This window comes from Acinetobacter sp. LipI_23, assembly GCF_058243045.1.
On sequence record NZ_JBZAYJ010000001.1, the window covers coordinates 1,276,825 to 1,289,600 of the forward strand.

General features: G+C 40.2%; 11 protein-coding genes and 1 pseudogene. 8 read left to right on the forward strand and 4 right to left on the reverse strand.

Annotated features, from left to right (window positions below; genetic code table 11):
* Positions 1-97: 97 nt before the first annotated feature.
* The gene (locus AC4CVD_RS06280; RefSeq protein ID WP_436905195.1) at positions 98-1,324 is read right to left on the reverse strand and encodes a pyridoxal phosphate-dependent aminotransferase; all 1,227 of its coding nucleotides are present in this window, start codon (positions 1,322-1,324) and stop codon (positions 98-100) included.
* 217 nt (positions 1,325-1,541) lie between these two features.
* On the opposite strand from AC4CVD_RS06280, the gene AC4CVD_RS06285 reads away from it, so the two are divergent.
* On the forward strand, positions 1,542-1,721 hold the full coding sequence (locus tag AC4CVD_RS06285) for a hypothetical protein (RefSeq protein WP_004693646.1): 180 nt from the start codon (positions 1,542-1,544) through the stop codon (positions 1,719-1,721).
* A 42-nt stretch (positions 1,722-1,763) separates the two neighbouring features.
* On the opposite strand, the pseudogene AC4CVD_RS06290 reads toward AC4CVD_RS06285, so the two are convergent.
* Positions 1,764-3,230: pseudogene (locus AC4CVD_RS06290) on the reverse strand (sensor domain-containing diguanylate cyclase).
* Positions 3,231-3,393: 163 nt separating this feature from the next.
* Between AC4CVD_RS06290 and AC4CVD_RS06295 the strand changes: the two are divergent.
* Positions 3,394-3,552 (forward strand): hypothetical protein, encoded by a 159-nt coding sequence (locus AC4CVD_RS06295; RefSeq protein ID WP_490752470.1) that lies wholly within the window; start codon positions 3,394-3,396, stop codon positions 3,550-3,552.
* 12 nt (positions 3,553-3,564) lie between these two features.
* On the opposite strand, the gene AC4CVD_RS06300 is transcribed toward AC4CVD_RS06295, so the two are convergent.
* Complete coding sequence (locus tag AC4CVD_RS06300; RefSeq protein ID WP_227555137.1) at positions 3,565-4,272, reverse strand: hypothetical protein; 708 nt, start codon at positions 4,270-4,272, stop codon at positions 3,565-3,567.
* Between the two features lie 267 nt (positions 4,273-4,539).
* Positions 4,540-5,331: an A1S_2505 family phage non-structural protein gene (locus AC4CVD_RS06305; protein WP_490753492.1), complete on the reverse strand. Its 792-nt coding sequence runs from the start codon at positions 5,329-5,331 to the stop codon at positions 4,540-4,542.
* A gap of 175 nt (positions 5,332-5,506) precedes the next feature.
* Here AC4CVD_RS06305 and uvrB point away from each other — a divergent pair, with 175 nt between their 5' ends.
* The 6 genes from uvrB (at position 5,507) to AC4CVD_RS06335 (ending at position 12,775) form a co-directional block, all read left to right on the forward strand.
* Positions 5,507-7,528: an excinuclease ABC subunit UvrB gene (gene uvrB / locus AC4CVD_RS06310; protein ID WP_078389012.1), complete on the forward strand. Its 2,022-nt coding sequence runs from the start codon at positions 5,507-5,509 to the stop codon at positions 7,526-7,528.
* Between the two features lie 103 nt (positions 7,529-7,631).
* Complete coding sequence (locus AC4CVD_RS06315) at positions 7,632-8,216, forward strand: lipocalin family protein (protein ID WP_078389000.1); 585 nt, start codon at positions 7,632-7,634, stop codon at positions 8,214-8,216.
* A gap of 147 nt (positions 8,217-8,363) precedes the next feature.
* Positions 8,364-9,299, forward strand: coding sequence for an EamA family transporter RarD (gene rarD / locus AC4CVD_RS06320; protein ID WP_490752472.1), 936 nt, complete (start codon positions 8,364-8,366; stop codon positions 9,297-9,299).
* 323 nt (positions 9,300-9,622) lie between these two features.
* Positions 9,623-11,080, forward strand: a complete 1,458-nt coding sequence (locus AC4CVD_RS06325) for a glyceraldehyde-3-phosphate dehydrogenase (RefSeq protein WP_490752474.1) — start codon at positions 9,623-9,625, stop codon at positions 11,078-11,080.
* A gap of 304 nt (positions 11,081-11,384) precedes the next feature.
* The gene (locus AC4CVD_RS06330) at positions 11,385-12,086 is read left to right on the forward strand and encodes an MFS transporter (protein ID WP_490753493.1); all 702 of its coding nucleotides are present in this window, start codon (positions 11,385-11,387) and stop codon (positions 12,084-12,086) included.
* 8 nt (positions 12,087-12,094) lie between these two features.
* On the forward strand, positions 12,095-12,775 hold the full coding sequence (locus AC4CVD_RS06335; protein ID WP_490752476.1) for a hypothetical protein: 681 nt from the start codon (positions 12,095-12,097) through the stop codon (positions 12,773-12,775).
* The last annotated feature ends 1 nt before the right edge of the window (position 12,776 follow it).

The following is a 12,776-nucleotide window of genomic DNA, read 5'->3' on the forward strand; positions in this document are numbered from 1 at the left end:
TTTAAACGGGCTTAAGAGCAAATTTTTCAGATTTTGTTTAAAAATAAAAAACCCGCGAAGTTCGCGGGTTTCTCTAATCTAACTTTAAAGGGTTAAATTATTTTTCAGCAGCAATTGAAGCAATCGCAGCATCTACGCCTTCGATTGAATCAGCCGCTTTCTTGATACGTGCAAGCGCATCTACAAGTACTTCGTCTGCAGTTGCATAAGAAATACGCATGAAACCGCCTAAGCCGAATGCATCACCAGGAACAACGGCAACGCCAGTTTCTTCCAATAACCATTCAGAGAATTCTGTGCAAGATTTTAAGCCTTTCGCACGAATTAATGGACGGATGTTTGCATATGCATAGAATGCACCATCAGCAGGTAGGCAAGAAATACCGTTGATGTCGTTTAAACCGCTAACAACTAAATCGTGACGGCGTTTAAATGCTTCAATCATTGGCTCAAGAACGTCTTGAGGACCATTCAACGCAGCTTCAGCAGCAACTTGTGAAATAGAAGTTGGGTTTGAAGTTGATTGAGATTGGATTTTTTTCATTGCGCCAATCAATTTAGCAGGGCCCGCTGCATAGCCAATACGCCAGCCAGTCATTGCATACGCTTTAGACACACCGTTTAACACGATTGTGCGGTCATAAAGGTCTGGTGCAACAGTTGCGATGTTATAGAATTCGTCATTCCAACGGATTGGTTCGTACATATCGTCAGAAGCGATATAAACTTCTGGATATTTACGAAGAACGTCAGCCAAAGCTTCTAATTCAGCTTTAGTGTAGATCATACCTGTTGGGTTTGATGGACTGTTTAAAACAACTAAACGAGTTTTGTCTGTGATCGCAGCTTCAAGTTGAGCAGGTGTGATTTTGAAACGTTGTTCTTCACCACATTTTACAATAACAGGAACACCTTCAGCGATAATCACCATATCTGGGTAGCTTACCCAAAATGGTGCCGGGATGATTACTTCATCACCTTTGTTTAACAAAGCTAATGCTAAGTTAAAGAATGACTGCTTGCCGCCACAAGAAACCAAAATTTGGTTTGCAGCATAATCAAGGTTATTGTCACGCTTGAATTTTGCAATAATCGCTTTTTTAAGGCCAGGCGTACCATCTACAGCGGTGTACTTTGTGAAACCGTTGTTAATCGCTGCAATTGCTGCATCTTTGATGTGTTGTGGGGTGTCGAAGTCAGGTTCACCTGCGCCCAAGCCAATAACGTTCTTGCCAGCCGCTTTTAATTCAGCAGCTTTGTTGGTAACAGCAAGAGTTGGGGACGGTTTGATGGCATTCACACGATCAGAGAGACGTACGTCCACGGCAGTATTCCTTCTTATAGGGTTTAAAAAATAAAAAGCACACTATCTTAGCTTAAAAAACTCAAGCAAGGCGTTTAAAAACACAGATTTTCTGCAAAAAACATAAAAAAAATTCAATTTTGAATTAATGATTTCAAAAATGTACAGAATTAGGAAGTTTCTCGCATCTTTATGAAAAAAACTTTAAAATAAGCGCAATTTGATGAGAGTGATGGTCATGAGTAAGCAACAGCCTACTTCAAAAAAACCTTTGGTGAATCTCCCATTCCCAATGCCAAATGCAGAACAAAGTGCTGACGATGTTGCACATAATCAGGTTCGTCCAAAACCTGAGCAATATGCAGATCGGACTTGGATGCCACCACGTGGCACCCGTCGTTCAATGGGTAAGCGTTGATTCGCCATTGAGATAAAAAAGCGCCCTATTTAGGGCGCTTTTTTATTGATCATTCGCTGGGTTGTAATTGCTAACCCGTCGATCATTTTCTGCATAGTAGGTTTTTTTGTGTTCATACATCGCAGTGTCGGCACGTTTAAGCATATCTTCAACCCGCTCATTTGGCTGGCTGGTAGCAGTGCCAACCGACACACTAATAGGTTGATGATTATTAAATTGGTTATCCACCATTAAAAGCTCATGCAAACTTTCAATACAGTGGTTCAATGCGGCTTCATCGGCGGCAGGTAATAGCACCACAAATTCATCTCCACCGATCCTTGAAGCAGAGTATTAGGTATTTTCAATTAACTGATTCAGGGTATTCCCCATACGGCGTAATAAGCTATCGCCTTGATCATGACCAAGGTTGTCATTGATAGCTTTTAAGCCATTCATATCTAGGAAAATACAAGACACAGGGCGTAGGTTATTGCGCTCAAGTCGATTAATTTCGGTGCTGTAGAAAGAGCGGTTATAAAGTTTGGTTAAGACATCATGTTTGCCTAAGTACTCAAGATAATTCTCGGCTTTTTTACGTGCAGTAATATCGGTGAGCGCCAGTTGAACCATACCCCAATCGTCTTCGAAGCCTGGAAACACGGCAAAATGTAACAGCACATGGCGAATACTGCCATCAAGCGCGTAGTTGACCGCTTCGCAGTTATGTTGAATATTGCCATCCCATAGTTCGAGCAACTGATGTCGAAAGGTCTGTTGGGTTTCGTTTTGAAAGACTTTATGCAAATTTTTAAGTAAATGGTCTTTGTCACGTGCAGCAAACAAATCGAGTGTGGCTTGGTTGACATCAGTAACCATGATGTCTCTGAGGCATTCATTAATAAAGTCATTGTGGACATCAAGGAAAGTTTTAAAGTCACTGATCCCCAAACGACGTAAATGATCTAATCGAGCTTTGACTCGGCTAAAGTCCTCAACCCAAAGCGAAGTAGGCGAGTATTGAAAACGTGCTTCAGCAATTAAACGACTTTTTTCTTCTAAACGTTGTGCATTGGCATAAGGCGTGATGTCTTCCGTGGTGATCAAAACCAATGAAAGATCGTGTTCATGACCGGGGAGCACTGTCCCTCGCAGGCGAATGTCAAGGCGATGATCTGTAAGCGTATAATTTACAGCAGTATTTTCAAATAAAATTTCACCATTCCAAAGTGCGACCAGCTCATTTAAATGAGTGCTTGACATATCTGCTTTAAAAATTTGCGCAAGGTTTGCGGTTAAGTCTTCAAAACTTTGGGCTTCAAATTGTTTTAAGGTTTGCGGGTTGACATGCAGGACTTTAATTTTATGCGCACAACTTAAAATACGTGATTTGTCTTCCAACAGAAACGACGCAATATCTTCAACACCTTCACTCCGCCAAAGATCGAATTGTTTTTGTACTTCGCTAAAGTCTTCTAACCACATGGCAATGGGAGATAATTCAAAAATAGGAGAGTCCAATAATTGCATTTATATCTCGTTTTTATGTTGGAATTGAAAGCAGTATAAGCGCTAAAAAAACTTTTTAAAATAATGTGATAAAAAAAAGTTATTTTTAAAATTTATGTGAGTTTATGGGGTGATTTAGTCAAAAAATGCATATTTATTGCTCATAGAAAGTGCATAAGCTCCAATGGTTTTGGAGCCTAAAGAGCCTAAAGAGCCTAAAGAGCCTAAAGAGCCTAAAGAGCCTAAAGAGCCTAAAGAGCCTAAAGAGCCTAAAGAGCCTAAAGAGCCTAAAGAGCCTAAAGAGCCTAAAGAGCCTAAAGAGCCTAAAGAGCCTATAGGGTGATATTGATAAGCGCTAAATGCTTTGAGGTCGATAGCGAAAAGTTTGTGATTGTTGATATTGATGGTCGCGCCAAAATAAATTGATCACTAACAGGTTTGGAATCAATACCATGAAGAATAAATAAATCAAAAAATTGTTTCGTTGTTGTTGGTAGATCTGCAGGAAGTCTTGGCTGCTGATGGTTGTATTGTCCGCTGTGACCGATAACACCAAAACTTCTGGGTAGATAAACTGACTGTTGTCTGCGTAATAACGGATACTGACTTTTTGTTGTTGAAAGTCTTCTAAGAGTGGGCAGCTCTTAAAGCGATCCATAAAATTACAAACCAGTCTTAGTGGTTGCTGCTGAGAAGGCTCATTTAACACAACATCTTCATAATGTGATTTATTACGTCCAGAGCCCACAGTGTAGCTATTTAAGAGAATTTGGCCCTCGACGTATTGTGGGTTAGGTATATGTTTTGCAATACGTACAGCCGAATAGTCAGTAAATTTGCTGAGACTGGAAAGTGCAAAAACATTAATGATGAAGAAGGGTGCCGTCATGAATAAAATATTTAAGAGGAGGTTGTTCTTTTTCGGTTGTTCGTTCTTTGTCTTTTTGAGGAAGGATAAGCATACAATGAAGATAAAGTAGACTAGGGATAGATTTATAAAATTAAAATCCTGAAACTGAGGCAGTTGATAAAATGCAATCAGCATGACAACGGCAATAGCCATACTGAAAAGTGCATGCTTGTTTCTTTTGGATTTTAAGGCTTCAAGCTGTCTATTTGTTCTCATGATTTATTTAAGTTTTTGAAAAGTATGATTATGATCCAGAGTGTAAGTGAACTTTTAAAGGTCTAAAAGAGAAAAGCGGAAACAGTACCGTCACATTTTTTTGTAGTAGTTGGCTATTGGAGGATATGGGAAGTCTTCAACAGTTCTATTATTTTTAACTAAAAAAGCCAATCTGATAGATTGGCTTTTTTGAGAAGACTGGATTTAACGTAAGGCTTTTCGCGCACGATGTTCAGGCTTCGGAGGTGCGATTTCTCGTGTGCCTTGCCAAACTTCAATGAAGTCTTGCTCGTTAATATTATAAAGTTCCAAAAGTGCTAAAATGGCGCCACCAAACAGCATGCGCCCTTCAGCGTTGGTCTCAAAATCAAATATTTTCCCAGACAGCGCATGTAAAATATCTTCAATTTCAAAAACACGATCACGGCCATTACTGTCGGTTGGATACATACGCGTGTTGAGGATAATTTTGGCTAAACTTTTTTCATTATCGGTTAAGGCCAAATGCTGAATCAGCATGTCATCATTTTGGGTACTGAAAATCACAGCATCGTTAAAAATGGTGTGCAAAAACTTTTTACTTAGACGTGGCAGTGTTCTTTCCACAAATGGGCGAAATGATGAAGGGAAAATAACATTATGAGAAATGCCTTTAAACATAGGAGCAATTTCTTCAACTTTATAACCTGCAATACCGCAGCCGATAGAGGTTAGAAAGTAAGTCACTTTAGGGTGATTTTTGGTATAGATTTTAAAGTCATCAATATAGTGTTGAATTTGCGAGAGCGGCATTTGTTGTAAATGTTCGTTCATGGTGGGAATGGCATAACTTTGCCCTGACCAGCCACGTCCGACGCCTTTGATTGCGCCAAAGTGCTCAAGTGCAGTTCGGGCAGCGCCATCCGCATGTTGACCTGCCATGTTGCTACCAAACACAAATACGGTATGTTCATCTAGGTTTTTGACGATGCTTTCATCATGATATTGGTAAGTCATAGGCTCTGATTTTTCGCTCTTCTTCACTTCATGTTGCCCTTGAAATACGGGGGGGTCAAGTGAAAAATCTTTGTAATATTTTCAGTAAATTACATTAAAAATCTAAAAGCAAGAATTGCTCGGGATTGAATCTGTTAAAATAGTCGGTTGAAGAAGCAAATCTTGGGATATGTCTGTGAGTGAGAAACAACCTTTTGATTTAGTCACCAATTACCAACCCGCAGGTGATCAGCCGCAAGCCATCGAAAAGCTTGTTGCTGGAATAGAAAAGGGCTATCACGACCAGCTGTTACTTGGGGTTACGGGTTCAGGTAAAACCTATACCATGGCCAACGTGATTGCGCGGATGCAACGTCCGACCATTGTCATGGCACATAATAAAACCTTAGCCGCACAGCTTTATGGTGAGTTCAAATCTTTCTTTCCGAACAATGCCGTCGAATATTTTGTTAGTTATTATGACTATTACCAACCTGAAGCCTATGTGCCATCTTCAGACACATTCATTGAAAAAGATTCAGCGATCAATGACCACATTGACCAAATGCGTTTATCTGCAACACGTTCACTCTTAGAACGTCGCGATGCAATTATTGTTGCTTCAGTTTCTGCTATTTATGGTTTGGGTGACCCCAATGCCTATATGAGCATGCTGCTGCATATTGTACAGGGCGATCGTATTGCACGTGATGATATCATTCGTCGTTTGGTGGAAATGCAATATAGCCGTAATGAGCTTGAGTTTTTACGCGGTACCTATCGTATTCGTGGGGAAATTATTGATATTTTCCCTGCCGAATCGGATCAGCATGCGATTCGGATTGAGTTGTTTGATGATGAAGTCGATTCGATTCGTTGGTTTGATCCACTGACAGGCAAACTGGTACGTAAAGTTCCGCGTGTAACCATTTACCCAAAAAGTCACTATGTAACACCGAAAGATAATTTAGAGCGCGCCATCGGCACGATTCGTGAAGAGTTAAAAGAGCGTTTAGGTTTCTTTCGTGCACATGACAAATTGCTTGAAGCACAGCGAATTGAGCAACGTACCCGTTATGATTTAGAAATGATGCAGCAGTTGGGCTATACCAACGGTATTGAAAACTATTCACGTCATTTATCCGGTCGTCCCGCGGGCGAAGCGCCGCCAACCTTATTTGATTATGTTCCTGATGATGCCTTACTAATTATTGATGAGTCACACGTGACTGTGCCGCAAATTGGCGCGATGTATAAAGGTGACCGTTCGCGTAAAGAAAACTTGGTGAATTATGGTTTCCGTCTTCCTAGTGCTTTAGACAACCGCCCAATGCAGTTTGAAGAATGGGAACGGATTACGCCAGCAACGATTTATGTCAGTGCTACACCAGCCAAATACGAGCTTGAAAAAGCCGAGCAAATAGCTGAGCAGGTGGTTCGTCCTACAGGGTTGATTGACCCCGAAATTGAAGTACGTCCGGTATTGACTCAAGTTGATGATGTGTTGTCTGAGATCAATATCCGTAAAGATTTAGACGAGCGTGTCTTGGTTACCACCTTAACCAAACGTATGGCAGAGGATTTAAGCTCGTATTTGAAAGAGTATGGGGTCAAAGTTGCTTATCTGCACTCAGATATTGACACTGTTGAGCGGGTGAAGATTATTCATGACTTACGTTCGGGTGTCTACGATGTTCTCGTCGGGATCAACTTACTACGTGAAGGCTTGGACATGCCTGAAGTGTCTTTAGTGGCTATCTTGGATGCAGACAAAGAGGGTTTCTTACGTTCTGAGCGCTCTTTGATTCAAACCATTGGGCGTGCAGCGCGTAATGTAAAAGGCAAAGCGATTTTATATGGTGATCGGATTACCGATTCGATGCAAAAAGCCATCGATGAAACAGCCCGTCGTCGTGAAAAACAAATGGCCTTTAATGAGCTGCATGGCATTATTCCGCGTAGCACCATCAGACAAAATAAAAAGGATATTGATACAGGCGAAGTGCTGACAGATGATCAAGTTGAAAGTGGTATCACAGATCAACATCAAACGCTCAGTGCAGATGAGCAGCACTTGCTGTCCGATCCGAAACTTCTTGCCAAGCATTTAAGCAAGTTGGAAAAAGAAATGCTCAAAGCTTCTAAAGAGTTACAATTTGAGCAAGCTGCGCGTCTGCGAGATGAAATTTTGCGCTTAAAAGCACAACTTCTAACCTAAGTTGCATTTACATAACGCTACAGTAATTTGGGCAGAAAGCATTATTTTTTAAAGAGATGTTTATTTTTAGATCATAAATTCTGAAATATTAAAGGTACAGTTTATGTCTGCAAATCTTCCAAAGGCGGGTTTTACGCTTGCCAAAATTGCTGTAGGTGGTGCTGTTTTAGTCGGGTTAGGCATGGCAACCATGGCTTATGCCCAGAGCAAACCCTTAGCCGTGGTAGATAAGGTTGAATTAGACCGTTATTTGGGTGTTTGGTACGAAATTGCACGTAAGCCCATGTACTTCCAAAATAAATGCGGAAGTAATGTCTCGGCTACCTATACCCTGAATGAAAATGGCAATGTGACAGTAGATAACCGCTGTTATGCCCAAGATGGTAAGCTGATGCAGTCCATAGGTGAAGCATTTGTACAAAACCCACCTTTTAATAGTAAGTTGAAAGTGAGTTTTTTACCTGAGGCGGTGCGTTGGTTACCTGTGGCACGCGGGGATTATTGGATTTTAAAAATTGATGATGACTATGAAACGGTTTTAGTGGGTGAGCCACGCCGTAAATATATGTGGGTGCTTTCTCGCTCGCCTCAACCAGACCAAAAAGTCATTAATGAATACTTAGAATATGCAAAGTCAGTGGGTTATGATTTGAATGATCTGATTCATACCAAACAATTGCAAAAGTAAAATTTATTAAGTCTTGAAAGCCATGCTGAAGCATGGCTTTTTTAGTTTCATATACGTATTTTAAAACTTGAATAATAAAGCTTTATACAGTCGAACGCTTTATAATCGGCGCCTATTAAAATCGTGTAAATCAATGTGGAGTGAAGGATGTATAAAGGTGTTGCACTATCGGTTTTAGCATCCGTCACTTTTGGGGTTTTGTATTTTTATACCTTTTTTTTAAAGCCCTTAGATAGTGAGCAAACTTTTGCTTGGCGTATGCTTTCGACCTTACCCTTTTTAACCGCATTCATGTGGTGGAGTGGTGATTTAAAACTCATTTCGGAGTTGTTTAAGCGTATCTTTAAACAACCTTGGATGTTTGCTTGGTTATTGTTTAGTTCTGTTTTATGTACCACGCAGCTGTGGCTATTTTTATGGGGACCTATGAATGGTCGCGGCCTACAGGTGTCGCTTGGCTATTTTTTGCTGCCTTTGGTCATGGTGTTGGTTGGTTGCATCCTTTACAAGGAAAAACTATCCCGCTGGCAAATGGCTGCGGTAGCCCTTGCAGTGCTAGGGGTAGGACATGAAATTTGGCGTATTGGTAGCATGGCATGGGAAACAGTCTATATCGCTTTGGCTTATCCTTTGTATTTCTTCCTGCGCCGTGTTTGTAAAACGGATCATTTGGGGGGCTTCTGGTGGGATCTGTTTTTAATTTTACCTGTCGCGTTTTATTTAGGCTTTGTGCATAGCGATAGTTTGGCTTTGATACAACAGTTTCCACACCTGATTTTGGCGGTCATTGGGTTGGGATTCTTAAGTGCGATGGGACTTGGAAGTTATATACTTGCGAGTCGTTATTTACCTTTTGTGATCTTTGGTTTGCTGAGTTATTTGGAGCCTGTTTTACTGGCAGGAGCATCAGTTGCCATGGGAGAGCGTATAGAGGCAGGTGAGTGGTTTACCTATATTCCAATTTGGTTCGCAGTCTTATTGCTTATTATTGAAGGTGTGTTGCATTTATATAAAAAGCAACAAAATAAAAAACAGCTCGAACGAAATATTGAGCATTTTGAAAAACAGCAACATTCAGACTAATTTGATGATGTTCGGAGCTGTCATTGCGCTGCAATTTGGGCAATAAGCATGTTTCTTATTTGTTTCTTGCCTTTTAAAAATAGTTGACTGTTTGATAAAACATCATTTGTGTAACTGTTTATTTTTTATCTAAAAAAATATTTTTTTAATTTTTATACTGCAAAATCATAAGGCTAAATGCAATCATTTCTTAAATTAATAATGGATATACGACAAAAAACATCATGCATTTACAGCTTTCGATTCAAACTTGGCGCTAAATCCTTTACAATTGTTGGGTTTTAAAATTTACGCTTAGATTAAATTAATTAGAGGACGTATCTGTGAGCAAAGAGACTATCATCGCCCTACACGCAGAACACCAAGGTCGCTGGAAAAACCGTGAAGAAATCGCGGAACAAATGATCGCTTTGATCGGTCAGCTTTACCGTGAAAAAAATATTGTGGTTTCAGTGTTTGGACGTTCTTTAGTTAACCGTTCAGTTATCCAAATTTTAAAAGCGCACCGTTTCACTCGTATGATGGACGTTGAGCTTTCAGTTGTACACACGTTCCCAATTCTTGAAGCGTTGGCTAAAATTGAAAATATTGGTACTGCTGAAATTGATCTAGGCAAATTAGCCGTTGCGTTTAAAGAGCAAGGTGGCGATGTTGATGCATTTGTTGCAGCCGCTGTTAAATCTGTAGAAGGTCGTGCGACTTCAGTAGAAGGTCGTGACGTTGTTCTTTACGGTTTTGGTCGTATCGGTCGTATTCTTGCACGTTTAATGATTGGTCAGTCTGGTCTTGGTCGTGGTTTGAACCTAAAAGCGATTGTGGTTCGTAAATCATCTGATGGTGATTTGGAAAAACGTGCGTCTTTATTACGCCGTGACTCAATCCATGGTCCATTCTCTGGTACGATTTCTGTTGATGAAGAAAACGTAGCAATCATTGCAAACGGTCAATTCATTAAAGTCATTTATGCGTCGAACCCAACTGAAGTTGATTATACCGATTATGGTATTAGCAATGCATTAGTGATCGACAACACGGGTAAATGGCGTGATGCTGAAGGTCTTGCTCAACACCTTAAGTGCCCAGGCGCTGCACGTGTGATCTTGACTGCACCTGGTAAAGGCGACATGAAGAACGTAGTGTTTGGTGTGAACCAAGCTGACATTCTTGATGAAGATACCATTATCTCTGCTGCAAGCTGTACAACCAACGCAATTACACCAACACTTAAAGTTTTGCATGACAAATATACAGTGTTGAATGGTCATGTTGAAACAGTTCACTCGTTCACAAACGACCAGAACTTAATCGACAACTACCATAAAGCAGACCGTCGTGGTCGTGCTGCAACGTTAAACATGGTAATTACTGAAACTGGTGCGGCTAAAGCAGTAGCTAAAGCACTTCCAGCACTTCAAGGTAAACTGACAGGTAACTCTGTACGTGTTCCAACACCAAACGTTTCACTTGCGATTTTGAACTTAACTTTAGATAAAGAAGTTGATCGTGATGAAGTGAACGAATACATTCGTAAAATTTCAATCAGCTCTAGCCTTCAAGGTCAGATTGGTTATACCAACTCGACTGAAGTTGTATCATCTGACTTTATCGGTTCGCGTACAGCAGGTGTATTTGATGCGCAAGCAACAATCACTTCGGGTAACCGTTTAACTGCTTATGTTTGGTACGATAATGAAGTAGGTTATAGCTGCCAAGTGTTACGTATTGCAGAGCAAATGGGCGGCGTAAGCTATCCAAAAATTCCAGCTGAAACAAATGCATAATTTGTAATAGCGACTAAAAAGAGCCTCAATTGAGGCTCTTTTTTTTGCGCTGTTGTTGTGGATGAGGCCAATCAGGTGCGTTGGAGTGACATAAGTATTGGCTTTAGTGGTAAGAGTTGCCAATGTTTAATCCCTAGTAATTTACTTAGAATAATCAAAATGTACTGTGTAAAATAGGGCGATAAAAATTAAAAAGTCTGGTTGGTATGCCGCCCCCAATGACTTTCTAGGCTGACAAAAGGATGATATTTGTCAGATAAAAAGAACATAAAACAAAAGGAATTTGAATTTGCAAGTGAAGCATATGCTAAGTGGATTGGCATTCATTGTGTTGGCATCTGTATGCGGTGTGCTTATCGCTATTTGGATTTTTAAACACTTTAATATTTATATTCCCTTGGAAAATCAAAAAGTCAGTATTGATCTGCAAGAGCCTTTACAAGCTGAGGTTAAAATTCATGATGCCTTAGATGTGGATGTGACAGGGCGTGTCAATGCAGAAATTCCAATTCGTGAAAACCTGAATATTCCACTGACCCAAACGCTGACTCCACGGGTATATTTTGATAATCAGGTTCCGATTAAAACCACCATTCCAGTGCGTGAAACCTTGAAAATTAATCAGAATATGCCTGTAGATACCAAGGTACAGGTGAAAGTCATGGGGCGAGATGTGACTTTGCCTTTAAAAGGTAATATTCCTATTCAGCTGGATGTGCCGATTCATATCAATGTGCTACTTGAACAGCAAGTACACCTCAAATTTGATGCGCCTATAAAAACCGTACTGAAAGAAAACCTGCATATTCCAGTCAATACAGTGATTAAAACCAATATTCCAATACAGGGACATTTAAACGTTCCCATTAAAACGGCGTTGAACGCTTCGGTGGATGTGCAAAATACATTGCCAATTGAAATCAAGCAGGGTGAGTTGAAAATTCCACTTAATAGCTTGCAATTACTGCGTGAAAAACCTCTACCTCAAGAACACGTGAAGCCATAGGGGGGAGTATGTGGATATTCCTGTCTGCGAAGCGGCTTGTACTGAGTTTTGTGTGCGTTGTAATTTTAGTGGGTGCGCTGTTTTGGTTGTACATGAATATTCAAGCCAGTATGCAAATGTCTGCGAGTGAAGCCCAAATTCAACTATCAGACTCCTTGCCGACAAAAATCCAAGTGGGTAATTATTTAGAAACCCAATCCGTTGGGACTTTAGATACGCAACTGAAAATCGATCAGAAAATCAATCTGCCTTTGACTGGGAAATATTTGGCAAATTTAGAGTTTGAAGTAGAAGTACCCGTTTCAGTATCTGTTGATTATCAAACCGAGGTACTCATTGATCAAAACATGCCGTTGGAGACAACTACAGATCTAATTTATCAAAATAAACTGTTGCCTAAATTTCCACTCGCTTTAGATATTCCGATTAAGCTAGCTGTACCATTTCATTTAAAGCAAGACTATCAGATCCCAATCAAAATTATGTTTAATGGCTTGGTCTATTTTGAGTTTGATGAGCAAGTGCGTCTGCATGTGTTACATCAGTTTGCACCACAGTTAAATTTGAATGACCCAATGACTATGCGAAAAATAGCAAGCTTCAATGCGACTATGTACAACATAGAGCGAAGTACGACGGCGAATTTGGAGATGAATATGACACTACCCGTGAAGAACATTCATCCATAAA

Coding starts and splice junctions, on each gene's coding strand:
- AC4CVD_RS06285 (WP_004693646.1), top strand. CDS start 1,542: ATGAGTAAGCAACAGCCTACTTCAAAAAAACCTTTGGTGAATCTCCCA.
- AC4CVD_RS06295 (WP_490752470.1), top strand. CDS start 3,394: ATGGTTTTGGAGCCTAAAGAGCCTAAAGAGCCTAAAGAGCCTAAAGAG.
- AC4CVD_RS06300 (WP_227555137.1), bottom strand. CDS start 4,272: ATGGCTATTGCCGTTGTCATGCTGATTGCATTTTATCAACTGCCTCAG.
- AC4CVD_RS06305 (WP_490753492.1), bottom strand. CDS start 5,331: ATGACTTACCAATATCATGATGAAAGCATCGTCAAAAACCTAGATGAA.
- AC4CVD_RS06315 (WP_078389000.1), top strand. CDS start 7,632: ATGTCTGCAAATCTTCCAAAGGCGGGTTTTACGCTTGCCAAAATTGCT.
- rarD (WP_490752472.1), top strand. CDS start 8,364: ATGTATAAAGGTGTTGCACTATCGGTTTTAGCATCCGTCACTTTTGGG.
- AC4CVD_RS06330 (WP_490753493.1), top strand. CDS start 11,385: ATGCTAAGTGGATTGGCATTCATTGTGTTGGCATCTGTATGCGGTGTG.
- AC4CVD_RS06335 (WP_490752476.1), top strand. CDS start 12,095: ATGTGGATATTCCTGTCTGCGAAGCGGCTTGTACTGAGTTTTGTGTGC.